The sequence below is a fragment of the Psychrobacter sp. P11F6 genome, assembly GCF_001435295.1.
Classification (GTDB): domain Bacteria; phylum Pseudomonadota; class Gammaproteobacteria; order Pseudomonadales; family Moraxellaceae; genus Psychrobacter.
The window spans coordinates 3,236,259-3,261,404 of sequence record NZ_CM003594.1; the positions used below are offsets into that span (position 1 = coordinate 3,236,259).

The 25,146-nt window shown below is 40.6% G+C and carries 22 protein-coding genes and 1 tRNA gene; 14 read left to right on the forward strand and 9 right to left on the reverse strand.

Annotated features, from left to right (window positions below; translation table 11 throughout):
- Nucleotides 1–61: 61 nt before the first annotated feature.
- The 4 genes from AK822_RS13400 to AK822_RS13415 all read left to right on the forward strand — a co-directional run bounded on the left by AK822_RS13400 (nt 62) and on the right by AK822_RS13415 (nt 4,722).
- On the forward strand, nt 62–1,561 hold the full coding sequence (locus AK822_RS13400; RefSeq protein ID WP_060491980.1) for a SulP family inorganic anion transporter: 1,500 nt from the start codon (nt 62–64) through the stop codon (nt 1,559–1,561).
- A gap of 174 nt (nt 1,562–1,735) precedes the next feature.
- Nucleotides 1,736–2,590 (forward strand): universal stress protein, encoded by an 855-nt coding sequence (locus AK822_RS13405; protein ID WP_060491981.1) that lies wholly within the window; start codon nt 1,736–1,738, stop codon nt 2,588–2,590.
- A gap of 455 nt (nt 2,591–3,045) precedes the next feature.
- A complete protein-coding gene (locus AK822_RS13410) occupies nt 3,046–3,384 on the forward strand; it encodes a P-II family nitrogen regulator (RefSeq protein WP_010197981.1) in 339 nt (112 codons plus the stop codon).
- A gap of 75 nt (nt 3,385–3,459) precedes the next feature.
- Nucleotides 3,460–4,722: an ammonium transporter gene (locus tag AK822_RS13415; RefSeq protein ID WP_045452414.1), complete on the forward strand. Its 1,263-nt coding sequence runs from the start codon at nt 3,460–3,462 to the stop codon at nt 4,720–4,722.
- A 115-nt stretch (nt 4,723–4,837) separates the two neighbouring features.
- Here the strand turns inward: AK822_RS13415 and AK822_RS13420 are convergent, their stop codons facing one another.
- The 3 genes from AK822_RS13420 to AK822_RS13430 all read right to left on the reverse strand — a co-directional run bounded on the left by AK822_RS13420 (nt 4,838) and on the right by AK822_RS13430 (nt 6,723).
- A complete protein-coding gene (locus tag AK822_RS13420) occupies nt 4,838–5,221 on the reverse strand; it encodes a DUF2147 domain-containing protein (protein WP_045445845.1) in 384 nt (127 codons plus the stop codon).
- Nucleotides 5,222–5,478: 257 nt separating this feature from the next.
- Nucleotides 5,479–5,742 carry a hypothetical protein gene (locus AK822_RS13425; protein WP_045445842.1) on the reverse strand — a complete coding sequence of 88 codons (264 nt, stop codon included), beginning with the start codon at nt 5,740–5,742 and terminating at the stop codon, nt 5,479–5,481.
- A gap of 87 nt (nt 5,743–5,829) precedes the next feature.
- Entirely contained in the window at nt 5,830–6,723 is an 894-nt protein-coding gene (locus AK822_RS13430; RefSeq protein WP_228139034.1) for a DNA/RNA non-specific endonuclease, read from the reverse strand.
- Nucleotides 6,724–6,851: 128 nt separating this feature from the next.
- On the opposite strand from AK822_RS13430, the gene AK822_RS13435 reads away from it, so the two are divergent.
- Together AK822_RS13435 and AK822_RS13445 are read left to right on the forward strand one after the other, a co-directional pair.
- Nucleotides 6,852–6,942: transfer RNA gene (locus tag AK822_RS13435), tRNA-Ser, on the forward strand.
- A 283-nt stretch (nt 6,943–7,225) separates the two neighbouring features.
- Complete coding sequence (locus AK822_RS13445) at nt 7,226–8,581, forward strand: tyrosine-type recombinase/integrase (RefSeq protein ID WP_060491983.1); 1,356 nt, start codon at nt 7,226–7,228, stop codon at nt 8,579–8,581.
- A 93-nt stretch (nt 8,582–8,674) separates the two neighbouring features.
- Here the strand turns inward: AK822_RS13445 and AK822_RS13450 are convergent, their stop codons facing one another.
- A complete protein-coding gene (locus AK822_RS13450) occupies nt 8,675–9,898 on the reverse strand; it encodes a hypothetical protein (RefSeq protein ID WP_060491984.1) in 1,224 nt (407 codons plus the stop codon).
- 566 nt (nt 9,899–10,464) lie between these two features.
- On the opposite strand from AK822_RS13450, the gene AK822_RS13455 reads away from it, so the two are divergent.
- The 6 genes from AK822_RS13455 to AK822_RS13480 all read left to right on the forward strand — a co-directional run bounded on the left by AK822_RS13455 (nt 10,465) and on the right by AK822_RS13480 (nt 15,565).
- Nucleotides 10,465–11,379, forward strand: a complete 915-nt coding sequence (locus tag AK822_RS13455) for a YagK/YfjJ domain-containing protein (protein ID WP_060491985.1) — start codon at nt 10,465–10,467, stop codon at nt 11,377–11,379.
- A gap of 129 nt (nt 11,380–11,508) precedes the next feature.
- Nucleotides 11,509–11,796, forward strand: coding sequence for a hypothetical protein (locus tag AK822_RS13460; protein ID WP_060491986.1), 288 nt, complete (start codon nt 11,509–11,511; stop codon nt 11,794–11,796).
- A 94-nt stretch (nt 11,797–11,890) separates the two neighbouring features.
- Nucleotides 11,891–12,886, forward strand: coding sequence for a DUF932 domain-containing protein (locus AK822_RS13465; protein WP_060491987.1), 996 nt, complete (start codon nt 11,891–11,893; stop codon nt 12,884–12,886).
- Between the two features lie 103 nt (nt 12,887–12,989).
- Complete coding sequence (locus tag AK822_RS13470) at nt 12,990–14,120, forward strand: YqaJ viral recombinase family nuclease (RefSeq protein WP_087945658.1); 1,131 nt, start codon at nt 12,990–12,992, stop codon at nt 14,118–14,120.
- A 106-nt stretch (nt 14,121–14,226) separates the two neighbouring features.
- Nucleotides 14,227–15,138 (forward strand): recombination directionality factor, encoded by a 912-nt coding sequence (locus AK822_RS13475; RefSeq protein WP_060491988.1) that lies wholly within the window; start codon nt 14,227–14,229, stop codon nt 15,136–15,138.
- Between the two features lie 166 nt (nt 15,139–15,304).
- The gene (locus tag AK822_RS13480; RefSeq protein ID WP_025651467.1) at nt 15,305–15,565 is read left to right on the forward strand and encodes a helix-turn-helix transcriptional regulator; all 261 of its coding nucleotides are present in this window, start codon (nt 15,305–15,307) and stop codon (nt 15,563–15,565) included.
- Nucleotides 15,566–15,656: 91 nt separating this feature from the next.
- Here the strand turns inward: AK822_RS13480 and AK822_RS14950 are convergent, their stop codons facing one another.
- Both AK822_RS14950 and AK822_RS13485 read right to left on the reverse strand, forming a co-directional pair.
- Nucleotides 15,657–15,821 (reverse strand): hypothetical protein, encoded by a 165-nt coding sequence (locus tag AK822_RS14950; protein WP_157292425.1) that lies wholly within the window; start codon nt 15,819–15,821, stop codon nt 15,657–15,659.
- Nucleotides 15,822–16,370: 549 nt separating this feature from the next.
- The gene (locus AK822_RS13485; RefSeq protein ID WP_060491989.1) at nt 16,371–18,023 is read right to left on the reverse strand and encodes an RNA-binding domain-containing protein; all 1,653 of its coding nucleotides are present in this window, start codon (nt 18,021–18,023) and stop codon (nt 16,371–16,373) included.
- Between the two features lie 186 nt (nt 18,024–18,209).
- On the opposite strand from AK822_RS13485, the gene AK822_RS13490 reads away from it, so the two are divergent.
- Both AK822_RS13490 and AK822_RS13495 read left to right on the forward strand, forming a co-directional pair.
- Entirely contained in the window at nt 18,210–19,145 is a 936-nt protein-coding gene (locus AK822_RS13490; protein ID WP_060491990.1) for a hypothetical protein, read from the forward strand.
- A gap of 15 nt (nt 19,146–19,160) precedes the next feature.
- Nucleotides 19,161–19,682, forward strand: a complete 522-nt coding sequence (locus AK822_RS13495) for a hypothetical protein (protein ID WP_060491991.1) — start codon at nt 19,161–19,163, stop codon at nt 19,680–19,682.
- Nucleotides 19,683–19,710: 28 nt separating this feature from the next.
- Here the strand turns inward: AK822_RS13495 and AK822_RS13500 are convergent, their stop codons facing one another.
- Genes AK822_RS13500 through AK822_RS13510 form a run of 3 tightly spaced genes read right to left on the reverse strand, consistent with a single transcriptional unit; the run spans nt 19,711 to nt 25,106 of the window.
- Entirely contained in the window at nt 19,711–22,818 is a 3,108-nt protein-coding gene (locus AK822_RS13500; protein ID WP_060491992.1) for a type I restriction endonuclease subunit R, read from the reverse strand.
- 22 nt (nt 22,819–22,840) lie between these two features.
- On the reverse strand, nt 22,841–24,106 hold the full coding sequence (locus tag AK822_RS14745) for a restriction endonuclease subunit S (protein ID WP_087945659.1): 1,266 nt from the start codon (nt 24,104–24,106) through the stop codon (nt 22,841–22,843).
- On the reverse strand, nt 24,096–25,106 hold the full coding sequence (locus AK822_RS13510) for a virulence RhuM family protein (protein WP_060491993.1): 1,011 nt from the start codon (nt 25,104–25,106) through the stop codon (nt 24,096–24,098). Before AK822_RS13510 ends, AK822_RS14745 begins: the two co-directional genes overlap by 11 nt.
- Nucleotides 25,107–25,146: the final 40 nt, after the last annotated feature.

Below are 25,146 nucleotides of genomic sequence, written 5' to 3' on the forward strand. Positions count from 1 at the left end.
CGATCATTTTATGAATGAGTAATGATTACTTTTTTTGCCTCTAATCCTATGCAGTTTACTTATGACATCTTTTATTGATAACTTACGTGACGAGTGGTTTTCCAATGTTCGCGGCGACGTTTTATCTGGTTTGGTCGTTGCCCTAGCGCTGATTCCTGAAGCCATTGCCTTTTCTATTATCGCGGGTGTTGATCCAAAAGTCGGCTTGTATGCCTCATTTTGTATCGCGGTCGTGATCAGTTTCGTTGGTGGTCGTCCAGGCATGATTTCGGCAGCAACTGGGGCGATGGCACTGGTGATGGTTGACTTAGTCGCCGAGCATGGTTTGCAGTATTTGCTAGCTGCCACCTTATTGTGCGGTGGGATTCAGATTGTAATGGGTATCCTAAAGCTCGGTAATTTGATGCGCTTTGTGTCGCGCTCGGTAGTCATTGGCTTCGTCAATGCGCTCGCGATATTGATCTTTGCCGCCCAGCTGCCTGAGCTTAACCCGATGACTGAACGCGTTGGCATGACGGTTTATATTATGACAGCGGCGGGTTTAGCGATTATCTACTTGTTTCCGCTGATTCCTAAAATTGGTCGCGTGATTCCGTCACCGCTGATCTGTATTGTTGGTTTGACCGCTGTCGCCATGTATATGAATCTTGATATTCGTAATGTCGGCAGTATGGGCGATTTGCCTGATTCATTACCGATGTTCTTATTACCTGACATTCCATTGAACCTAAATACTTTACTGATCATCGCGCCTTACTCTATCGCACTTGCCATCGTTGGTTTATTAGAATCGATGATGACAGCGACTATCGTCGATGATTTGACAGATACGCCAAGCGATAAAAACCGCGAGTGTCGCGGTCAAGGGATTGCCAACGTCGTATCAGGTTTCTTCGGTGGCATGGCAGGCTGTGCCATGATTGGTCAATCTATGATCAACGTCAAATCTGGCGGACGTACGCGTCTGTCTACTTTGATGGCAGGTATCGTACTGCTCATTATGGTAGTGTTTTTAAGTGAATGGGTCAGTCAAATTCCAATGGCGGCACTGGTCGCTGTGATGATTATGGTCTCTATTGGTACTTTTAACTGGCAGTCTATTCGCGAATTTAAAACGCATCCGATGTCATTTAATATTGTCATGCTAGCGACTGTTTTGACCACAGTATTTACGCACAACCTAGCTTATGGCGTGGGCGTGGGCGTGCTGCTATCAGCGCTGGCGTTTGCCAATAAAATTGGTCAATTCTTAACGGTATTTAGTGAGTATGATGAGAGTACTAATACCCGTTATTATTATGTGCAAGGACAAGTATTCTTTGCTTCTACGACTCAGTTCTTAAACAGCTTCGATACCAAAGAAGCTTTAGATAGTATTCAAATTGATATCAGCCAAGCGCATTTTTGGGATGTCAGTGCCGTAGACACCTTGGACAAACTGGTCATGCGCTTGCAACGTGAGGGCATTGATGTCAAAGTGGTGGGACTCAATAATGCGAGCCGAACCCTGATTGATCGCTTCTCTATCCACGATCGCCGAGATATTGGCTTATTGGATTAAACAAAGCCACGTCTATTTATTGAGCTAATATTGATTAACCGCTCATAAATAGACAGTTGAATAAACAGCTGCATTGGTACAAAGGGTTGGGCATAAGCATTATTGCCCCATCCTTGAGCCAAGCAGCTGTCTTTTTATTCTGTCTTTTTAATATTGGAATAATGTGGTGGTCTTATGAGTAATTTGAAACCAGATAGTGTGATTGCCTGCTTGGACTGCCCAGACCACGTGCAAGCAGTGTTAGAAGCCAGCATGTGGGCCGCGACTCGTCTACAAGCACCTGTTGGACTGTTGCATTCTGTACCGAGCTTACAACAAAAAGCGGCGGTGAATTATTCAGGCTGCCTAAATATCGATGATGAAAACATGCTGCTTGAGCAATTCACTACCAAGGAGCACTTGAGTAATTGTGAGCTAAAAGCCCAAGGCAAGCTTTTGCTTCATCAAGCCACCACCTATTGCGAGCAGCAGCGACAAAAACTAAAAACCTATACCCTGCATCGCCATGAACACCTCAATGAAAGTATCGATTACGTCGATGACAAAGCACAATTAATCGTTATAGGTCACAATGTCACCTGCAAATCGACATTGAGCCAGTTAATTAGAGTCAGTCACTGCCCCATTTTGGTGACTCATGCACCATTTTTGCCCCCTACGACCGCGTTATTTGCTTTTGACAACAGCCCTACTTCACATAAATTGCTCAATTGGCTCTGCAAAACTTCACTGGTGCGCGCATTAACCGTTCATATCGTGATGGTCGGTAAAGAAAACTCTGAAAATTGCGATGCGCTACGTGAAGCTTATGCGCGGCTCAAACAAGCAGGCATCAAGTCTAAAAAAGCCTTGCTGGACTGCCGCGATGTCACTTCGGCTTTGAATTATTATCAAAATGAAAATAATATCGGTATGCTGATGACCGGTGCTTTTGGCCAATCTCGTCTGCGCGAACTTCTAAAAGGTAGCGACACAAAAAAGCTGCTCGGCAGCACCAAAACCCCCTACCTACTCTTCCCAAAGGTATAGGCTTTAGCCGATCTACACAGCCACCCCTCTCTCTTTGAGCGCAGAGCCTATACATAAATGTTAAGCTCTGCCGCTTACGTTATCACACGATTTTCCCTACTTTCTCCTCAAGTGATTCGTTTCATATACCAAACTAGGTTAGCAAATCATCACAGGAAATAGATGGATGGTCTCCCCAAGCACCTGAAAAGTTGGTTATAATAAAGTTTTCGTCAGTTCAACGCTAAAGGTTAATTCGCATTCTCTATGCTCATAATGATGGTTTATACCATTGCAGCATAACCAGTATTTTTTGCCATAACTATGGCTGTTTTTGAACAAACAAATCCAATCTTACCTGTCCCCCTTGAGTAAATTGGCACAGTTCTTGAATGACTAATAGTAAGCATGGCAGCGATACGATGCACCACAATGCTTCGATCAACCTGCGGCATCACACAAATAAGGAATATTTTATGAAGCTAATCACTGCGATCTTAAAACCGTTTAAGCTCGATGATGTACGTGAAGCGCTTTCTGACATCGGTGTTAAAGGTGTCACTGTTACTGAAGTCAAAGGTTTCGGTCGCCAAAAAGGTCACACAGAACTCTATCGCGGCGCAGAATACGTGGTGGACTTCTTACCTAAAGTAAAAGTCGAAGTGGCTGTTATTGATGAGATGGTCGAACCTGCTATCGAAGCCATCACTCGCATCGCTAGCACGGGCAAGATTGGTGACGGCAAAATCTTTGTCACTGCACTTGAGCAAGTTATTCGTATTCGTACGGGCGAGACAGGCCCTGACGCTATCTAACGCGCAAGGCCATATAGACACAGATTTATAGATCATACCGATAGCTGTATTGCATCAATTCAAGGGGGAATTAATATGCAAAATCAAATCTTCGAGCTCCAGTACGCACTTGATACGTTTTACTTTTTAATGTGCGGGGCGCTCGTCATGTGGATGGCAGCAGGCTTCACCATGTTAGAAGCTGGACTCGTCCGCTCAAAAAACACCGTTGAGATTTTAACCAAAAATATCGCACTTTTTGCCACAGCTTGTACCATGTACATGATATGCGGCTATGCCATTATGTATGGTGGCAACCTATTCTTGAGCGGTATCGCGGGTAATGAAACGTTGGTAGCAGATGCCCTAGCAGCCTCCGCTGAAAACGGCTTTGACGGTGATTCTGTTTACTCCGCTGCGTCTGATTTTTTCTTCCAAGTGGTGTTTGTTGCAACCTGTATGTCGATCGTTTCAGGAGCGGTGGCTGAGCGCATGAAGCTGTGGTCGTTCTTATTATTTGCTGTGGTGATGACTGGTGTCATTTATCCATTAGAGGGTAGCTGGACGTGGGGTGGCAATGATGTATTTGGGATGTTCAATTTAGGCGACATGGGTTTTTCTGATTTTGCAGGTTCTGGTATCGTCCATATGGCGGGTGCTGCGGCTGCATTAGCGGGGGTATTACTATTAGGTGCACGTAAAGGCAAGTATGGCCCTAATGGTGAAATACGCGCCATTCCAGGGGCTAACTTACCACTGGCAGCGCTTGGAACACTTATTCTCTGGATGGGTTGGTTCGGTTTCAATGGCGGCTCGGTGCTAAAACTGGGTGATATTGCCAGTGCTAACTCGGTTGCTATGGTCTTTTTAAATACCAATGCAGCAGCGGCAGGCGGTGCAATTGGTGCTTTAATAATAGCACGCATCATCTTTGGCAAAGCTGACTTAACCATGCTCTTAAATGGTGCACTCGCAGGATTAGTCGCTATCACAGCAGAACCCTCAACCCCATCTGCATTACAAGCAACACTGTTTGGTTTGATCGCTGGCGTTATCGTTGTGCTATCTATCTTAGCATTGGATAAAATAAAAATAGATGATCCAGTGGGTGCTATCTCAGTTCATGGTGTAGTCGGTCTGTTCGGTCTACTTATCGTACCAATTACCAATCCAGCAGCATCGTTCGTAGGTCAGATTGCTGGTGCAGCCACTATCTTTACTTGGGTATTCATCGCCAGCTTAATCACTTGGGCAGTTATCAAATTAGTGATTGGTCTGCGTATCTCTGAAGAAGATGAGTATGAAGGTGCGGATATAGCAGAGTGTGGTATGGAAGCATATCCAGAATTTGTGAGATAAGCTCTGAAGCCAATATTAAAATATATGTACTAAAAATCCCGCATGACCAAAAGGTATTGCGGGATTTTTATTTATTTATAAATATTAGGTCTAATACTAAAAATAAACGATAGGTTTATTTCTTTTTCCACGTTTGACTGCGTGAGAATGGACCGATATAACCTTTTAGATTTAAGGTGTTGCCACTCAAGTTTGCGGTCATACGATAATCTTTGCCTTTTTCAGGATCAGTGATCGTACCACCACTATATTTGCCACCACCATCAGACTTTAAACCTTTAATAATGGTCGTACCAACGTGCTTTTTACCTTTGGCTGAGTTAGTAGCGATAAGCGTACCTGTTAGTACACCATTTGACTCAGTAATCTTTACGGTACCTTTTGGCTTACCTTCATCAAATGTCTGCCATGTGGTATTGGCCAAAGGATCAGCGGCGAATGCCATGCTTGCTAAACTGATACCTGCAACAGCTAGAGTGGTTTTGGTAAATAATTTCATAGACTGATTCCCTTCATACAATGATTACTCGAAACGTTATGTTTCTGATCTCCTAGGCTTATCCTTCGCTAAAATCCCTATTAACAGCCATGCGACTTTCTACTCTTTGTGAGTGGTTAGCGCATCTAAAAAAACTGCTCATCAAAATTTTATACGACATAAGCGATGTCTTGACTCATTATAAGCAATTTTAAGCTTTTGCCTAGTAATTTTTTTATAGTTTATTATTTCTATAAAAATTGAACTATATCAAATAGTTATAAAAAAGGATTGTCGATATTTTTATCCAACCGGTCATCTTTTTCTTTTGACTTATGCTGACTATTATTGTAAATGGAATTATTTTCAAATGCCTGAATAATCTTGCTTGTTAGCTCATGTAACTGTTGTGCTTGCTCATATCCAGTAGCATCAAGAGTCAAATCAATATCGCCATATATAATAATTTTATCTGTTTGGTTTTCGATGATAAGCTCACCGATTTGCATGCTTTGGTGGTCATTGGCAAATGGATCAATCATTTGATTCTCCTTTTTATTAACGATATCTTGCGTAATTTTTGGATTTTTTGTGCCTTTTATTATATATAGACTCGTGTCACAAAGGCATTATGCTTGCAATTGGGCGATTACCCACTCAAGAATCGCCCAAACAAACAGCATCCAAGCCGGCTCTTCTGTTGGCTCATCGGGCAACTCGGAGCTTTCACCCGCCTTTAATGGCAGATCAAATGCCTGTGTTTTAGTTTTGGCATCCAAGACGGGCAGCACATCGATACCAATTCTAGTCGAGAGTTCATCAACACTAATAACCTCTATGCGCTCCGACTCATCATTGGGTGCATAATAGACCCCTGCTTGATTAATCGCTGGTATATAGACGGCTTTAAAGAAATGACTGGGCACCAGTACACGATCTGCCAGTTGCTTGGTTGTTTTGCCAGTAAAGGCTACTCCTGTAATGCTATAAACTTCTCCATATTGCTGGGTCAAATAGCGAGTGGCTGATTCGATATTACGCCAGATATAGCGATTGTTACGCGGTGACTGCGGGGCGATATTGGCAAGGCTAAAGCTATCATATTGTTGACTACGATTCGCCATATCGGCATTGGGCGCTAAATGCCCGCGATCATAGCCAGAGCCTGAATAGTCGGACAATGAGGCGCGTACGGATTTTGGTAACCTACTTTCTTCATGAAAGCTGTCTTCACGATCGATTTCTTTTGCTTGTTGTAAACGCTTGCGATCCAAATATTCTGCCGACCAAAGCGGTGTACGCGATACGCCAGAATACATAACGGCAAAACCATCCATGCATAAAGCTTGGGTTTTGTTGCTTAGCTTGGTATTGATAAACTCAGGATAGACACCGCCATAAAAAGACTCGCTACACTGAGTAAAGTCATCAGCATGCGCTGAAGTTATACTTACGACCACCGCCATCACGGTCATTGTAATACTGTTTTTCAAACGGGCATTGAGCCTACCGAAACTTATCATTCAACTTTCAACCATCTATACTTGTCATTACGTATACGCTATCGTAGCAGGCGTTTGTAAATAAAGAAAGATAAGGTGCAAGTCGTGACATTCTAGACAGTATCCGCTATACTAAGCCGTCTAAAAACGGTGAAGTGGGTGAGTGGCTGAAACCGCACGCCTGGAAAGTGTGTATGCGTTAATAGCGTATCGAGGGTTCGAATCCCTCCTTCACCGCCAATCTTATAAAACCCCAGTTTTCCCACCTCGCCCCAATTCTACCCACATACCAATCAAACCCCTTATAAATAACGCGTCTAGCGTTTTTTTTATGTCTGCTATTTTCCCAATTCGACCCAATGTGACCCACCTATCCTGTGGCTTGTGTTGGTCTATCTGTTGGTCTATGATTTCATTAGACCTCAAAAAGACCAACATTTAAGCTTTATGATTCAGCTTTAGACCAACGTTTTTGTTGTATCTCTTGATTCATATAGCTTGTAGCCATAGGGAATAGACCAACATGTTAAGCGATAGTAAGATACGCAAGCTCAAACCCAGTGAAAAATGCACCCCTTCTTGTCCAGACAAATATAGTGATCAACAAGGTTTGCAGTTACTGGTACGTAGTTCAGGTACTAAAACTTGGATAAGTGCATATCGATTTAATGGTCAGCAGAAAAATATAACCCTTGGTACTTACTCCATCATGTCGCTTGCTGAAGCCAGACAAGCCAATACTGAGATTAAAGCGCTGCTAGCTGATGGTATCGACCCAAAAAATAAAAAGCGTCAAGACAAGCTTGCTAACATCCACGCGCAGAAATTTAATGACTACGCCTTAGACTGGCTCGCTGAGCGCAAGCGCAACGTTAAGCCGCGTACCTATCAGCAAGACTATAACCGGATGCGTAAAGACGTGTTGCCTCATTTCGAAGGCATTGCACTAAAAGATGTAAGCTTTGAGGATTGTCGATCGATGGCAGATGAGATCGAAACGCGTGTGAACACAAAAGGTGAGCCGCCACGTGAGGTGACTAGACGCACTATTGATCTGGTTGCTAATGTTTTAAGACGTGCTAAACGCGAACGCATCATTGAGCAAAACCCAATCGATGATTTAAAGGCGCTCTATCCTAAAGCCAAAAGCCAGCACATGAAGCATGTAGATATCAATGATCTACCTGCCCTACTCCAAGCTATCGAAGGCTATCATGGTCACGACCAAACCCGATTAGGTATGAAATTTTTAGCCTATTCATTCTGTCGTACCATCGAGCTGCGTATGATGAAGTGGTCACATATCGATTTTGCCAATCGCTTATGGCGTGTTGATATCGATAACCTTAAAATTGCGCGTAAGCATGTCGTACCACTGTCAGATCAAATGCTCAAAGTGCTAGAGGAAATGAAAGCCATCACGGGGCAATATGAGTACGTGTTTTATCATACAGGCATGCATCAGCCATATAGTGAAGAGTTCATCAATAATGCGCTTGATATCTTAGGTTATGCTGGCAAACAAACAGGACACGGCTTTCGTCACATCGCCTCTACCAATCTAAACGAGCTTGGCTATATGGGTGACGCGATTGAAAAGCAGATGGCGCATGATAAAAAAAGTAACATACGCGCGGTTTATAACCATGCTCAGCATTTAGAAGAGCGCCGTAAGATCATGCAGGTCTGGGCAGACTTTTTAGACCTACTTAGAGACAAAGGCGAGGTTGTAGACTTTCAGACAGCAAGGCAGCAAATTGAGAGGTCGTTAGATAGTTATCAAGCTGATGGCCTTGAAGCAATTGATAAACAACACCTTATTCAAGCGCTTATTAATAAGGGTATGACGAAAGTAGAGTTGCAGGAGCTATTAGAATAATTTGATAATTTTTTTATAAAGTTAGCCATTCAAAACATTAGATCAAACACTTAATAATTACATCAAATCGAGTGGCTTTCCCTACTAAACCACCTAGTCTTTGTTGAAAACTTTTTTATATTCATTTTCAATGATTTGACTTATAACCTTGTTGGCAGTCGTTCCTTTAGCTTTGATGATAGAATCCAATTGATCTTGATTTTTCTTATATATCCTGACTTCACTTAAATCTTCGTTCTTGTTGCTCGCCGAGATTTTACTCCATGCATCTTTCATGTTCTCTATAATTTTAGTTCTATGTGATATTTCTGGTATTGACTCAAGATCAACTGTTGGGTCATTCACGTCTATGTCTTGAGTAAAAACCTCATAGGTATATTCTGCATTTGATAAGACATCAAGACTTGCTAATATTAAATTATACTTGTCTTCTAGAGAGGAGGGTATGAAAGCATTCTGAAGTATGAGGTGGTCTCTTTTTTCTGAGCTCAGATAGTTATAAGCCCATTCAATTTGTTCGCTATCATCACCCTTAAGCCACTTAATTTCTCTACCAGTGCGGTTTCTAAAATAGTTGGACTTAACTGTTTCAATAACGCCTATCAACGGATGAGTGTTTACGTCTACGGGGTTTGCATAATACGGTAAGGTGAGTGGGGTATAGTTGAAATTAATGGTCTCATATTTTAAGTAATTTAAAATGTGTACAATTAACTCATTACCTCCAACTATGGTTTTATTGTAAAAAATACTTTGAACTAAATAAGCAATATGCAGAGCGTTACGGAGGTCATCTTTGATCCAGTTCAATGAGCTATCTGGCAGCTGGTTATTAATTTTAAATTGCATTAGGTCGTGAAAGTATGGAATTGGATATGGCTGAGACTTGAATATGCTGATCAAAGTGGATTTGAAGGCTCCCTTATCAAATTCGATATTAGCTGGTAAATTCCCCCAATACATATTGTGTGCAAATACCAAGCTCTTGCAATCGTCTTCATTAAAACGTCCAATCGTGTTATAAAAATCCTCTAAGTTTTTCCAGTTTTGCTTTGCATGGTAAAAATACAAGTCGGTATTAAATTTATGTTGTTGGGCCTGATGATATGCATTAGCTTGATTTAGCACTTCTTGATTTAAACTAGTAAATGGCTGATTATCCACTTCTATTAAAACCCCATTATTATCAGATGTAGCTGTTAAAGCCGTAGTAATATCTCCACTTTTCTCAGCCGATATTTCGGAATTGTCGTGATACTGGTCAGCAGTCTGAACCAAGTTTCCATCATTATAATCTGAGTTATTATTATATGTCATAGCAAAAATACCTTCAAAAAAACTCTTAAAAAGTGGGTATATAGTCTCTTTTAGTAGGAAAAAACTATGTATTTACTACATAGAAACTCCCTAATATAGGGGCGTGAGCAGTCCTATGCTCTTTTTTAGCTTAAAATAGACTGCATTTAGTCTTTCATATTTCTGCTTTGACTATACCTTGTATATAAGTTTCGTTCTAGCAATAAGTTTGCATAATTTTGGCCCAATATAAATACTTCGTTTAGTACTATCTACGTTTCATTGAATGGATGATTTCATCACTAAGCAAGAACAATATATGATACGTTTTGACAACCCCAGTCAGCTAACTCCATCCTAATCGAAACTCTAACGCAGACAGCAATACTGCATCTGCTCCGATAAAAAAACATCAAGCACACAAGCAAAAAGCTGCTCTTTGGCAGCTCATCCTTAGTGGGTTATTTATATTATTAAGAATACCACTATCATTTATTCTAGTGCTGAGAGCGCAACTCTCAGCAGTTAATATTATAAAAATACAGACTGACCTCACCCTATGAAACCAATTTCATAGGAGCACTACCATGCCGTATTCACATTTCAACCAACCGCTAGTTGTCGCTAATGTTCATAGTTTAGTGACAGACATACTAGCGAACACCATCAGCTTTAACGAGACCATAGATAAACTGAACGGGTTGTATTACCCGTTCATGAATCATCTCAATACTGAGTTGTTTTATACACAGCCAGTCTTAGCATTTTTTAGTAGCACTCAAGCGATCGTTGGTGATACCTATCCAGAAAGTGTGATTTGGGATCATGATAAAACACAGCGTTTTATCAACATGCTGTCATGCTATAGAAATGATATTGAGAATGAACGTCAAGCGTTCATTTATCAAGAATCTCAAAATAAAAGAGAGTTAGAGCAATACATGCACAGCCTAACGAATCATTACTCACGACTGCTCTTTATACGTATCGATCTAAAGTACGCAAAAGAAACCAGACATCATGTGTCGATTGAGGATTTTGACTGTCACATGAGAAAATTTAGAGAGCTGATCAGTAATAAGAAAACGTGCTTTGAGTATCTTCAAGGCAATGCTTGGGCTCTTGAGCAAGGTGGTGATAAATATGGATTGCACTGTCACTTGCTCCTGATATACGACGGTTCTAAAAGACAGAATGATTGGCATTTGGCTCGTGAGGTAGGTGAGAAATGGAAAATGATGACAGGGGGACTAGGTGTATATTATAACTACCACGATACAAAAACTAAGCAGGATTATGAACGAAACGGTAGATTAGGTATCGGCATGATTCATCGTGATAATCCGAAGGAAATTGAAAATGCGATACTTTCAGCCGCTTACTTAACTAAACCTGAAAAGGTCGAACAATATTTAAAGGTGAAAGTGTCAGGCATGCGTACCTTTGGACACGGCACATTTCGCACAGCCAAACGCCGTGGACTACCACCCATATCAAAATAATTTCAGATATATAGCATCCCCATGAGATGAGCACCGATGTCATCGTTGCCTCATCAATTTACCCCAAAACGTGTCATCAAGGCCTGCTATAAAGCAGGCCTTTTTATGCGCCATTATCAAGGAGATCCTATGAAACCCATCTGTCCCAATTGTCACTCTTCTCATGTCATCGAAAACATAGAGACCAGTACGCAAGGAATAACAGAGCATCTGTGTTCACCAAAGCTATTCGTCGGTCTTGGTGTGAGCGTCTGCAAGTACTACAAGATCAATCCCATGATTGGCATGGTCGCAGGCAGCGCCATTGCCACCGTCATTAATCTGGCACAACAAAGACTAATGCAGCCCCCACTCATTAGAGCGGCCATCCTGCCGCGCTATTTATGCCGTACCTGTCAGCATACCTTTAGCGTCTGACCTTTTCGTTTATTGAATCATCCAATGATTCATGTATCGAAGCATGAAATCAATCAAACCACTTATTTTATTCAACAATAAAAGGAATATTCTCATGGCACATTTACTCGAATCTATGGCGTACGTCGGTGACACCCCTTGGCATGGCTTAGGGCAAGAGTTATCCCCCAAGCAGCCTATTGAAGTCTGGGCACGTGAGGCAGGAATGGATTGGCGTATTGAGTCTTCTGACGTCAGCTACATGGCAACCAATGATAAAGGCCAAAATCTGATCATGCCTTTTGACAATAACAAGGTACTGTATCGCTCTGATAATTTAGAGCCGTTATCGGTGGTTAGTCAGCGCTATCAAGAAGTACAGCCTAACGAGATCTTAGAGTTTTATCGTGACCTGACGGAGCAAGCAGACTTTGAATTAGAAACAGCAGGCGTTTTAAAAGGCGGTCGTAAGTTCTGGGCCCTTGCTCGTACCGGTCAATCCGCAACACTGCGTGGCGGTGATGTCAGTCATGGCTATTTACTACTAGCAACCGCTTGTGATGGAACCCTTGCTACCACAGCCCAGTTCACCAATATTCGCGTGGTGTGTAATAACACCTTAGCAATCAGTCTGGCTGATGGCAGCGGAGGCGTGGTCAAAGTTCCGCACAGTACCACCTTTGATGCCGACAAAGTTAAGCAGCAATTAGGCGTATCTGTCAGTCAGTGGGATAACTTTAATTATGAGATGAAGCAGCTCACCAATAGACGAGTGACGCAAGCAGAAGCCGCCAATTACTTAAACCGGGTGTTTAACGATGTCAAAGATGATGGCCTCATCCTGTTTAATACGGCTAAGAAGGAGAAAGAAGCGGTTCCTAATGCTCGCGCTATGAATCAAGTGATGACTATGTTCAATGGACAAGGTCGCGGTGCAGATTTAGACTCTGCTAAAGACACGGCTTATGGCTTACTGTCTGCGATGACGGAGTTTGTAGATCATGAACGCCGTGCTATGTCGCAGGATCATCGTCTAGACTCAGCTTGGTTTGGTGCAGGGGCGAAGCTCAAAGATAAGAGCCTTGATGAAGCGCTGCGCTTAATTGCTTAATCTCTTAATTACTGTAGTTACTCAATAAATCAACCACGCCTTTGAGCGTGGTTTTTTTATGCCGTTTATTTAACCAATAATAAATTTAACGAAGGAATTCATCATGAACATGATCGCATTAAACAATACAACAATCACTCATCCAAGACTTAAGCGTGCCACCGTTAAGAGTAAATCTTCATTAAATGCTCGGCAAAATAGCGAAGCGTTGCCAAAGCCTAAAGTGAAAAATAAACCCATCAAGCCGTCTGCTAATCAAGTTATCTCTGCTAAACGTTTGGTCAATACCAATAACCTAAGTCGTGAAGACTGGCTGCAATTTCGCAAGCAAGGTATTGGCAGTTCTGATGCTGCTGCCGCTTGTGGTATCCATCCGTACCTATCGATGCTTGAGCTATGGATGATTAAGACTGGACGCATGAGCTCAGATATTGATGAAAGCATTGAAGGGTATTCGCCACTGTATTGGGGCAATACGCTAGAGCCGATGGTCGCTAAATACTATCAAGAACATACCGGCAATAAAGTCAGGCGCGTGAATGCTATCTTGCAGCATCCTGATTCTAATAATCACTTCATGCTGGCAAACTTAGACTATGCAATAACAGGCAGTGATGAAGTACAGATATTAGAGTGTAAAACCGCAGGAGAACATGGCGCTAAGCTGTGGAAGCATGACGTGCCCTTGTATGTTACTTGCCAAGTGCAACATCAGCTGGCGGTCACTGGTAAAACTGCGGCGCATATCTGTGTGCTGCTTTGTGGACATGAAGCCAAGATATACAAGGTTGAGCGTGATGAGCGTTTGATTGAAAGCATCATTGAGCACGAGCGACTATTCTGGCAATACGTGGAAACAGACACGCCGCCAACCCCTGATCATAGCGAGTCAGCTGCCAAAGCCTTAAAGCTGCTTTATCCAACGCCTAAGCCCTCAAGCAAGGTTGATTTGCGAGATGATGATGGTGCCAATAAGTTATTTGAGCAACTGCTGAGTTATCGTGACTATATGCAAGAGTTAGAGCAGCGCCATGATCAGGTTAAGCACCAGCTGCAAACACTGATTGCCGATAATGAAGTCGCTGTGTTTTCGATGGGCGCTATCTCGTGGAAACGCTCGAAAGATAGTATCGGTCTTGATAGCAAGGCCGTTATCACAGCGCATCCTGAGCTGTTAGCTAAATTTAGTAAAACCAAGCACGGTAGTCGTCGCTTCGTTATCTTAAACGACTAAGCCGAAACCTACTACACTTAACCAAACAAGCGCATAACTGCCCACCCTAATCGGTGGGCTTTTTTATGGCTAAACACATTTTATTAAACCTATAAGGAATATCACCATGATTAAAGGTCTCACCATAACCCCACCAGTTTTAGGTCGTATCAGTATTGGACGTGTCATTCAAAAAGACGGCAAGCGTCTGCCTGCCAAAGATGATCAATTCACCATCACCAGCCAAGTTCAAAATAAGGATGGCTGGATTAACCATCCACTCGATGAAAAGCTACGCGCAAATAATGACGGTAAGCTGAGACAAATACCAGTGCGTATGTTGTTCAATGATCCTGAGCTTAATTTGCGAGCAGAATATACCTTGTTTGATCGTCAAACTGGACGCCCACTATGCGTGGGTGACGGTGAGCAGTGCCAACGCCGTACAAACAATGGCGTGGAAACACTGCCATGCCCATCACCTGATCGTTGCCCATTAGCGCAAGGCGGTGCTTGTAAGCCATATGGTCGCTTGTACGTCAATCTCAGTGAAGACGACGAGCTGGGCACGTTTATCTTTCGCACCACAGGCTTTAATAGTATTCGCACGCTTGCCGCACGGCTGAGCTACTTTGCTGCGGTGTCAGGCAATAAGCTGTCGTGTTTGCCGTTGCAACTCACCTTAAGGGGTAAAAGCACCACGCAAAGCTATCGTACGCCGATTTACTTTGTTGATTTAACGTTGCGTGATGGGGTAACGCTGAAACAAGCAGTGCAAGATGCGCAGGCAATTGATGCGGAGCTTAGCGAACACGGCTTTGATCAAGCAGCATTAGAACAGGCTGCGAAACAGGGTTACGTCAATTCATCCTTTGAAATTGATAACGATGGCTTACTTGATGTGGCTGAAGAGTTTTATCCCATGGAGACAGATGACGTTAGCCATAGTCAGCAGAGGGATTATCAGAACGGGTTAGCCACTCATAACGTGACTAGTATTGAACAGGGGCTACGGCAAAGCGTGACGGCAGTGAGCTAAAACAATCAATTCAGATGTGCGACGTAAGAAGGAGCTGAGTAGGCAGCTCCTTCTTTTATTGCTTCATTTAAGGCTAACCATTGGACTGAATGGGATGCCGTAAAAAAATATGGGACTCGGTAACTGTATGAGAGGAAACGCTCTCGTTCACTTATAAGGAGCAATCATGGACAACTTGAATACTAACAACCAAAATAACACCGCTAATCTCAGTGCATTATGCTTACCACGAATGTTGCCATTGAAAGAAGTAACGTACCATACGGGACTTAGCAGTACTACCATTTACGATATGTTGGACAAGAAATCTAAACGCTACGATCCTACTTTCCCTATTCAAGTAAAGCTTTCAAAAGGTCGTGTAGCATGGGTTGAGGGTGAAATTGCAGAATGGTTGAATGATAAGATAGCTGCTAGAGCTCACTAGGTTGCAACGAAAATAGGCCGCTATAAAAAACCTCACTTATAAGTGAGGTTTTAAATAACTATTTAAAAATTTATTATTTTTTAGATCATGATTAGCTGAATGTGTTTGGTGGTCTACCATCTGGGAAGTCGTCATCTGTCAACCCTTGCTTACCCATCTCCTGAACTTCATCATTTTCTTTCTGTTGCTCAGCATCATTTAGATTTTCATCATCATCATCATCGTCATCTAGATGATCATCATATGGATCACTCATCATACTTTCCTTATAGTCACTAAATAAGAAAGTAGTATCAAATTATTAAGCTCACATTTCAAGCATATTTTTTACAATTTGTCGAAAAATATTTTCGTTAGGCTCTGTCATAATACAATCTTAAACTTTTCTAAAAACCTTCATTACGATCATGTTCGGCAGTATGATGTAACTCATGCAATATTGCATAATCAATGCATTCTTTTGATGTTTTTAGAAGGATATATGAATTCTTAAGGCTGTTTAATAATTACAATTATGATTATTCTTAATTAAAAAAATATTATTTGAACCCTCTACCCCTTATATAACAAGGGTTTAACCCCCTCTCTAGAGATCGCCACTTTTTTATTTTTCTACTGTTTATTAGGAGACTGCCTAAGCTGCGTCAAGTGGAATGATTATAGATAATTTAAATTTATAAGTAAGCAGAAGGTTGGCGAAACGATATGCTCAAACAGCTTCTAGGCAATTTTTAAAATATGTTAGATAGCTAAACCTAGTTAGTTTTAGCTATCCTTAGCTATTCTTAGCTATTCTTAGCTATTCTTAGCTATTTGGAAGAGACCAAGTCCAGCCTTCAGAAACAACTAAACCATCGCGGCGCATTTTCTGTAATAGGTTACGCACTTTATGTTTGCGCTGCTTTTCGTCTAGTACTTGCGGTAGCTTATTGGCAAGCATTTTATCAAAATCAGCTAACCTACCTCGTTCAAACGTTTTTAGATATTCTATAATCAAGCTTTGATAATGCATATCATCTAAGCCACGCATTTGCATATACTCTGCTTGCTGCTCAGTATGCCTCGCAACATAAGCACCAATCATATAGCTATTTTTACGCCCTTCAATCAGTGACTTTTTGCGTAACGCGTCGGCTTCCTCTTCGTTGATGCTCTGCCCTTTTTGAACTTTATCAAGTGCTATGATGTCGTGTAATGTGAGATTATCGACGGTCGCTAGCTGCCTGGCGTATTCTTGGTCAAGGACTTTTCCTGTAAATTTTACAAGCACTCTTTCACGGGATAAGTCATAATCTGGCAATGGAAAAAAGCGCTTGGACTGAATTTGATACATTTTTTTAATACCGCTACCGATGGTATCCATCATATTTAGACTAACCATGGCATTGACCAAAAACGGATTGCGGTAGCTTGCTTCAGGCGCATCTTGTAGCAAAACATTCTCAATGGTCTTAGGAATAAACGCGCCACTATTTTGAAACAATAGTGTTGAGTCTTCTTTTTCAACTACAGTAATACGTCCGCCCAGACGATAGTCTTGATGACCTATGGCATTGCTTAATGCTTCGCGGATGATATAGGGGTCGTACTGCTGTACCTCTTCAGGAAACAACGTGCCTGATGCCATGTAGCGATAATTGAGATTACGGATCTTGTTATACACCTCATCTAAGGCTAACAAAAACGGGGGTTCAAAATGCTCATAGTCTTTTTCAATACCATCGACGCCCTTTAAAATCCAAGTAATATGCGCTTGCGCTGGACTCAAAAAACTCGTGGATTCATAACGACCTAATAAGATAATCGCCGTGTTGGTGATCTGACCGTGAATAGTGATTTTGGCTTTATTTAAAAAGGTGACGTCATCCCATTCTTTAACATCTTCAGCCAAACGCTTGTTTTTATCCGCAAAAACTTGTCTAGCAACCGCAATCGCTTTAGGGTCAAGATCTTCAAGCGCCGCCTCGTGGCAAATCTCAGCACTCCAGTCATCGGCTTGATTTTGCCAGAGCTTACGGCTTTGATCGGGATAGTGCTTTAGAGGTTTTGTGACGCTACCAATGCGAATATAATGCTCATGCAAAAAACTAATAGGCGTATCGGTCGCTGCTGGAATCTCAAACAGCACCACTGCTTTACCATCGATCTGTAGTTCATGAATGGTAAAATGAATCTTAGGACTTAGACGGCTGACCAGCCAATGCTCTAAGTCCTCGTTACCTTTGGCTTTTTTTGTCCTTGGGCTAAAGCTTGTACCAACGATGTTGTGCGTGCCGTCCTCTACGCCAAACACTAAATAGCCAAATTTCTTGCCAGCCAAGCACGCGCCATTGGCAAGCGCGGATATCCGCTTACCGATCTCATCAGGGCTATGAAAGTTATGCTTAAACTCAAGCCATTCTTGTTCAGTTGGCTGCTGAGTTAGGCTCAGGATAAGGCCTTGGTAGTGGTTAGTCATAGTGAGATTATTGAAAATAGTTGGTCATGAATTATTCTTTTCCACTCATTGTACTCTATCAATTATACAAAAGCAGTGTATGATTAGCAGAACTATAGTTTACAAAGAAGTATGCGACACTAATTGACGTATATCGTATTAACTTAATTGTAGAAATTATCATTTGCTTTAAAATTAGAGGACGAAATGGCTAGTAAATCAAGAAACCTAACCTTCTATTATAAAACTATCAAGTTAGACGATGATATTACTTTTCAGCAAATACTTGAAAGTTTAAATAACTTAAGTCCAGATCAAAGAAAATTTGTGGAAGGTAAAAAGACCTATCTACTTAACAATGTAATGGACTACCAAGGCGTATATTACGGAGAAATTGTCTGTTTCGAAACAGACAAGGTTCAAAGTATTATTCATGATGCTGTAAAAGAAAACAACCTTTTGGAGAGGTCAATAACGACTAAAGATGTTGCTGCCGACGAAGCAGAGCTTAAAAACAGTACTAGTGAATTTGTTAATTCACGTATTATATTTGGATTGTCAGATGATCATTTAGCCATCCATATTTCAACTCTTGGACTTCAGAGATTCGTCAGCTATTTCAATTTCTTACTTAATACTTATTATTGGAAAGACCCTGAACATGCTAAGGTTTTACTAATTAAAGACGTTTATCCAAAACCTCTTAGAGAAAAGTTAAAAAACACCCATGTAAGTAACGTCAAGATTGGACAAGGGGTTTTAACACAACAATCTAGCAAAAGTAACAGCAAACCATTTGAGTTAAAAGACAAATCATTGTTAAGTAAAATTAGCGATACAGTTGGAAAAAGTTTAGGGTTTAGCTCTGCAATGGATGACTCTAACTTACGAGTGAATGTAACTATTGACTACCTAAGGAATACCTCTACTGAAGGTCAGAAAGTTTTAGACGACATAACCTTATCATTGGCTACACTTGATGACAGTTATATAGAAATTAACTTTGCTGATGGCTCAGATTATAAGCAAGGTAATTTAAGAGTGAAAGGAGTAATCAAGCAGCAGATGTTAGATAACAATAGTTTCGATAGAAATAGATTAGTTGAAGAGATTCATACCTTTCTGCATCAGAGTATAGAATAACAAGACGAGGTCGCCATGAAAATTATATTTATTGGCTTGATGATGAGACACCCTCTTATTCTGAATATTACTCTCATGGCAGTAATTTCTACTATTCTTTTCATCCTTTTTAAGAATGATTCTAACTATATACTGATTAACTTCAGATGGTTTTTTACATTAGCAGCTATTACATCTGCCTTACTTGCACAAATATACTTTAAGCTGCAAGACACTAAATACATATCGAATGCTAGTGTTAGTGAGTTAAATCGTATTGCCGACTTAGTTAAAGAATATTCCAGGCCTGTGATGAAACTAATATTTCTTCATCTTTTTTTTGGGGTTGCTAGTAATATTGCTTTTTCCTTAAAGCTAATACCAGCTGCTGATGCACTTGCTACATCAATTGCTCTTTCCTGTATACCGTTGTGGGGAATTAGTCTGTTTTTTGGATATGTAATATATGATGAGATTACAAGCTTTAGTTCCGATTTAACTAAAAGAAGCCTCGAAAGAACCAAACGACAAGAAGCTCTCGAAGCTATGAAAAAATGACAGTTAAAGACGCCTATGTAGACACCTGCTACTCTGATCCACCCTCACTCAAAATAAACTCTCGCAGCGCTGAGGCAGTTTTTATGTTGACCTTAAATGGAGGAATACTAATGCCTTCTATAGATTCAAAGTACGCTTTGGCTTTCTGCTTGTCCACTGTATCTTTTAGTTCATCAAAGCGACCAAATTCATTGATAGTCGTTTCAGTAATTTGCTTACTCATAAGCTCACGTAGCTTAGTTTCATCTAGCCCTAAACTATCAGAAAACTGCCTGATATTATCGTTTTGAGCCTTCACTTTATAATCGACGATATAATCTTTGAAAGTAGTATTAGCTTCAACTTTTACTTTCCCACGCTGTACATCGCGCAAAAATATGTTGGCATATTTTTGTTCTTCTTGGCTAAGCGTAGGGAAGGCTTTGTGTAATTCGTTTAATGCCTGTTCTGCATCACCAGATTCTAGTGATTCTAAATACTTATCAAAACGCTCATTCAGATATTCAGTATCAATTCTATCGGTATTAATTTCTGTCAAATAGCCACTAATATCAAAAGGTACTTCACCTTCTCCACCACCAGAACCACCCTGAAATAACTCTCTGTAGCGCATTGCTAGAACAAGATATAATTGCTCATTAAAAGCTAGCTTAACGTTACTGTCGCCGCAGTCATAATCTAATATGTCCCATATAAAACCTTGAATTTCAGCAGCTTCTAGATGGTCATTAAACTGCTTAAATAATTTAGCAAATTTAGCTTGGCTGGCTTCTGCGCTTGGTAAGGATTCAAAGTTCTGTACACCTGCCACTTTGAAAACATCTACTATCTCAGAAAAAACCTCGTTCATTTTTTGCAGATTGCTTTCAAGTTTATCTACGAATAAGCCTATTGGCTTATCACCAGAATATAACTTAATAGCAGCTTCGATATTACGCTCCATCGTATAAGGCTTACGGTAATAGCGTACTGTACCAAAAGGCTTTTCATGCCCGAATAATCGATTCGTGCGAGAGAAGGCTTGGATGATGCTCTCGTAGCGTATGAGCTTATCTATATATAAGGTATTGACCCACTTAGAATCAAAGCCTGTAAGCATTTGTTCCACTACTATAAGAATATCTAACTGCTTATCTGGCGTACGCTCAATCAAGTTATACGGCTTTTTATGCGCTAGCCGATTGGCAATGTCTTTTTTGAATTTACTGTGAGTGGCAATTCTATAATCCTTTTCATACTGAGTATTATAGTCTTCGATAATCTCTGCCATACCCCTTTCTTTAAAAACCGAGGTCGTCTCATTGCCTTCATTAGCATCAAACAAAGCACTGATTTTTAGATCTAGATCTTGTGCAGCTATTTGATCTTTGAATAATCGATAGTAAGTAATAGCCTCAATAATGCTACTGGTAGCAAATATCGCATGAAACTTGTTACCTCGGCTTAGTGTAGGAAAGTTATCTAAAATATCAGCAACCACCATATTTTGATGCTCATCCGTCAGGTATTGCTCTTTAGGTAGATGATCTTCGATACCCTTTATATACTTACCGTCAGCTTGACGATAACCTGCCATTTCCACATCATTCATAAACTCATAATACTTCTTTTTCTTTTTATCATCCGCTAAAGCTTCTGACTCTGTACTGGCTTTCGCTTGCTGTAAGGCAACGGCTTTACGCACTTCTTTATCTTTAAATGTTCCTACTCTATATAAGTCGAAGCCCAGCACATTTCTATCACGGATACCATCAGCTATGCTATATCGATGTAACTCATCACCAAATATATCAGCGGTAGTATTCATTTTTCGCTGATTTTCATCGTGAATAGGCGTACCTGTAAAGCCAAAAAATATCGCATTGGGAAAAGTCAGTTTGATAGTCTGCAACATATCGCCAAAAGTAGAACGATGGGCTTCATCGATAATAAACACCAAGCGCTTGTCTTGCATGAGCTCAAGGTCATGAGCGTTCATACCGTTGCTACTTTCTTCAATATTACTCATTTTTTGGATAGAGGTAACGATCAAAGTATTTTTTGGATCACTACTTTTTATTTTGGTAATCAGCTCGTTAGTATTTTCAGTAGCTTGTATACTCAGACTCTCTTCAGCAAAGCCTTCATATGCTTCAAGAGACTGTGTACCCAACTCAATTCTATCCATCAGAAACAGCACTTTATCAGCATCTTTTGAGCTTGCTATTAATTGTGCCGATTTAAAGCTAGTCATAGTTTTACCAGAGCCAGTGGTATGCCAGATATAGCCACCTAGTTGTCTGTTAGTATCTTGCCAATTAGTTTTAGATACTTTATCAGAGATGGCATGGGCAGCATAATACTGATAGCTACGCATGACCTTTAGCACTCCATCAGCGGCATCCGCTACGGTATAAAAGCCTATCATTTGATGTGCTACTGGAATATTGAGCAGGGAGCCGACAAATTCTTTATAACCAAGTTTTGGCTCGTTGTTAACATCTCCCCAATGAAAGTAGTAATCAGCATTAAAATTGCCGTCTGGATTGGCAAAATAAACGGACTCTTCAGGAGTCATTGCAATAAATATCTGGACTAAACTAAATAATCCTGTAAAGATTTTGGCTTCGGCATACTTTTCTATTTGGTTGCAAGCTTGACTGACAGAGACACCACTACGCTTTAGTTCGATATGAAAGACAGGCATACCGTTAATAAGTAGCATGAGGTCACCACGTCGATCTCTCAATATCGGTGACTGAGTGGGAAATTGAGGCTGCTTAACAATTTGATAGCGGCTCTGCCCTGCTGCAATCTCATGACGATCATATATTTTTAAGCTAATCTCTTTTCCAAGATGTAATGGATCTGCTGGATTATCACGGGTAATAGAGACGGTTTTGCCATTAATAAAGCCATTGAGCTTAAGTGGTGTCTTTAAGCTATTAATCTGTTCAATGAGTTGCTGCATTTCGCCATCAGTTAACCGCTCATTATTTAGACGGTCGATACCACGGTTATTCTGAAACAGAATCTCGGCCCAATTATTGATTAGATCTTGCTCGGTAGGACGATTAATTACGTCCTCATTCCAGCCTTTGTCGATAAGAAGCTGGATAAGGGCGTCTTCAAACTTAGTTTCTGATGCAAAGCTCATGTGCTAGCCTTAAAAGGTAGAGTCAAACAAACATTTTTGCCAATAAGGATTCTTTTATATTTTCTAAAATTTTGAGTTGTTTTGCTTGTAATACAATAGTTTCGTCTACTTGTTCAAAAAACTCGCCTATAGCAGCTTGTTCTTTGATTGATGGTAGAGGAACTTTTATTTTCATCATAGCTCTTTTAGAAATGTTATATCTCGATATACCTTGCGCTAATAGACTAATATCAGCTCTGACTTTATTTGAACGTAACATGAAAGCTAAATAATTAGAGTCAACTTTTTCTTTTAGTCTAAAACCAAAACAAAAGCTATTCAAATATACTAAATGAAGATCATGCTGCCAAACGGATGACATGCCTACTTCTTCAGGTGTTTCAGAAGAAGTTGTAAATAGAACATCCCCTTTTTTTACTAAATTTTGACTATCATCTTTATCAACAGCTTCTAGCATACTAGTTGATGCTATAGCGTTAGAATACACGTTCATATAAGTAATATACATAGCTTGGCCATGACTAAAATCAGCTTTAGTTTTCCCACTTAAACCGGTATATGTGTAACCAATATCACCCAACTCCATCTCAATCCAATCTCCGCCAAAGCCTTGTAAACGAATCTCAGGCTGAGTTTGCCCTGCTTTCGGAAACATTTTACTTAATAACGATCTTTTTAGTGTTTGCGTTTGCTCATATTTCCGACGCTGCAAAGAAATGGTTTGATCGATATTTTGAAAAAGGTTGCCGATGACGGTTTGTTCTTGAAGGTTAGAAGGAATATCTACTTCCAACTTTGCCATTGACTTTTGGCTGACGCCTTTTGCTGTACCGCCGCTTGTCATAGATTCAAGTCTATTGAATGTTGCTGGTGATCTTAATAAAACGGCAAGAAAGTCGTTCTTGATTACTGAGCTTTTCACATTAAACGCAATCGTCCTTTGACTTAAAATATACCCCTGATTATCAGGTACTTGAGCGACGTTACCCATAGGTGCTTCAGTTGTAAATAAGACCTGACCTGCGACCAACTCTTTTCCGCCCATCCATTTTTGATATAACTCTTCATCGCCAAAATGGTTGTCTAAGCTAAAGTCTATGTATCCATTTTTTACGTTTAAAGCAGACAAAGCTACATATCCCTTTTTGCTCCATTTCAAGCCAATTTTCTTAGGTGTTCTTCCCCTAAAGTCAATAATGCTATCCAAAGTTTCAAAAAATTGTAGGTTAGACCAATCCTCATCAAAGCCTTTAAAGCGAATTTGCGGAATATATTTTTTAGTTATCATCTGATCGCTCCGCTAACTGCTTAATTTTTTTATCAAAGTCAGAGATTATTTTCTGTTCTTTATTGAACGCAGCATATTCTACTCGCGCTTTTTCTTTTGCTTGCTCGGCTGACACTTGACCATAGCCATCTAACACCTGATACTCATTAAAACTTAAAAAGCGGTTCACACTATCTGCCAACTTCTCCATCGTAAACTGATCTTTGTCACCGCGTTCGATTAGACTCTCTATATAATCAAAATAGCTCGTTACTGCTCTCTCTAACTGACGAATTTGTTTTTCAGTCAAATAATTTTTAGCCGTAAAAGTATCGCTCAAAAGCACCCTACCCTCTGGTGAAGATTTCCATGTGGTAAGCCCCATATTTTCAGAATTTTTATTAGCACTGGTATAAACTATCTCAGCAGCTGTCTGCCCTGTAATCGCATAATGAAATTTATTTTGTACATTGGCATAGAACTGACGGGTAATGGATGAGTGTTTATCATAGTCGATGCTACACTCTCTAAATATATCGGTGATTTGCTGCCATACCCTACGCTCACTGGCACGGATTGAGCGTACGCGTTCCAGTAATTCACGAAAGTAATCTTGTCCGAATACAGCTTTGCCTTGCTTGAGACGCTCATCATCTAACACAAAGCCTTTTTGTATAAACTCTTTTAGTATCTGGGTCGCCCAAATACGAAACTGCGTTGCTTGAGCAGAGTTGACCCGATAGCCGACGGAAATGATGGCATCAAGATTGTAATGCTCTAGCTCTCTCGTTACCTGCCTTTCCCCCTCTTGACGAACCGTTCGGAATTTCCGAACAGTTCGAATCTCTTCCAACTCACCACTTTCAAAGATATTTTTGAAGTGTTCACTAATGGTTGATTTTGACACGCCAAATAATATAGTGATTTCTTTTTGCGTTAGCCATAATGTTTCATCTTCAAGATAAACACTAACATCAACATTACCGCTGGCGGTTGTATAGAGCAAAAATTTGTTATCCATAATTTCTCTCTTATTTTAAATATATAAAGCGTATGTGATA

Coding starts and splice junctions, on each gene's coding strand:
- AK822_RS13400 (WP_060491980.1), top strand. CDS start 62: ATGACATCTTTTATTGATAACTTACGTGACGAGTGGTTTTCCAATGTT.
- AK822_RS13405 (WP_060491981.1), top strand. CDS start 1,736: ATGAGTAATTTGAAACCAGATAGTGTGATTGCCTGCTTGGACTGCCCA.
- AK822_RS13410 (WP_010197981.1), top strand. CDS start 3,046: ATGAAGCTAATCACTGCGATCTTAAAACCGTTTAAGCTCGATGATGTA.
- AK822_RS13415 (WP_045452414.1), top strand. CDS start 3,460: ATGCAAAATCAAATCTTCGAGCTCCAGTACGCACTTGATACGTTTTAC.
- AK822_RS13420 (WP_045445845.1), bottom strand. CDS start 5,221: ATGAAATTATTTACCAAAACCACTCTAGCTGTTGCAGGTATCAGTTTA.
- AK822_RS13425 (WP_045445842.1), bottom strand. CDS start 5,742: ATGATTGATCCATTTGCCAATGACCACCAAAGCATGCAAATCGGTGAG.
- AK822_RS13430 (WP_228139034.1), bottom strand. CDS start 6,723: ATGATAAGTTTCGGTAGGCTCAATGCCCGTTTGAAAAACAGTATTACA.
- AK822_RS13445 (WP_060491983.1), top strand. CDS start 7,226: ATGTTAAGCGATAGTAAGATACGCAAGCTCAAACCCAGTGAAAAATGC.
- AK822_RS13450 (WP_060491984.1), bottom strand. CDS start 9,898: ATGACATATAATAATAACTCAGATTATAATGATGGAAACTTGGTTCAG.
- AK822_RS13455 (WP_060491985.1), top strand. CDS start 10,465: ATGCCGTATTCACATTTCAACCAACCGCTAGTTGTCGCTAATGTTCAT.
- AK822_RS13460 (WP_060491986.1), top strand. CDS start 11,509: ATGAAACCCATCTGTCCCAATTGTCACTCTTCTCATGTCATCGAAAAC.
- AK822_RS13465 (WP_060491987.1), top strand. CDS start 11,891: ATGGCACATTTACTCGAATCTATGGCGTACGTCGGTGACACCCCTTGG.
- AK822_RS13470 (WP_087945658.1), top strand. CDS start 12,990: ATGAACATGATCGCATTAAACAATACAACAATCACTCATCCAAGACTT.
- AK822_RS13475 (WP_060491988.1), top strand. CDS start 14,227: ATGATTAAAGGTCTCACCATAACCCCACCAGTTTTAGGTCGTATCAGT.
- AK822_RS13480 (WP_025651467.1), top strand. CDS start 15,305: ATGGACAACTTGAATACTAACAACCAAAATAACACCGCTAATCTCAGT.
- AK822_RS14950 (WP_157292425.1), bottom strand. CDS start 15,821: ATGAGTGATCCATATGATGATCATCTAGATGACGATGATGATGATGAT.
- AK822_RS13485 (WP_060491989.1), bottom strand. CDS start 18,023: ATGACTAACCACTACCAAGGCCTTATCCTGAGCCTAACTCAGCAGCCA.
- AK822_RS13490 (WP_060491990.1), top strand. CDS start 18,210: ATGGCTAGTAAATCAAGAAACCTAACCTTCTATTATAAAACTATCAAG.
- AK822_RS13495 (WP_060491991.1), top strand. CDS start 19,161: ATGAAAATTATATTTATTGGCTTGATGATGAGACACCCTCTTATTCTG.
- AK822_RS13500 (WP_060491992.1), bottom strand. CDS start 22,818: ATGAGCTTTGCATCAGAAACTAAGTTTGAAGACGCCCTTATCCAGCTT.
- AK822_RS14745 (WP_087945659.1), bottom strand. CDS start 24,106: ATGATAACTAAAAAATATATTCCGCAAATTCGCTTTAAAGGCTTTGAT.
- AK822_RS13510 (WP_060491993.1), bottom strand. CDS start 25,106: ATGGATAACAAATTTTTGCTCTATACAACCGCCAGCGGTAATGTTGAT.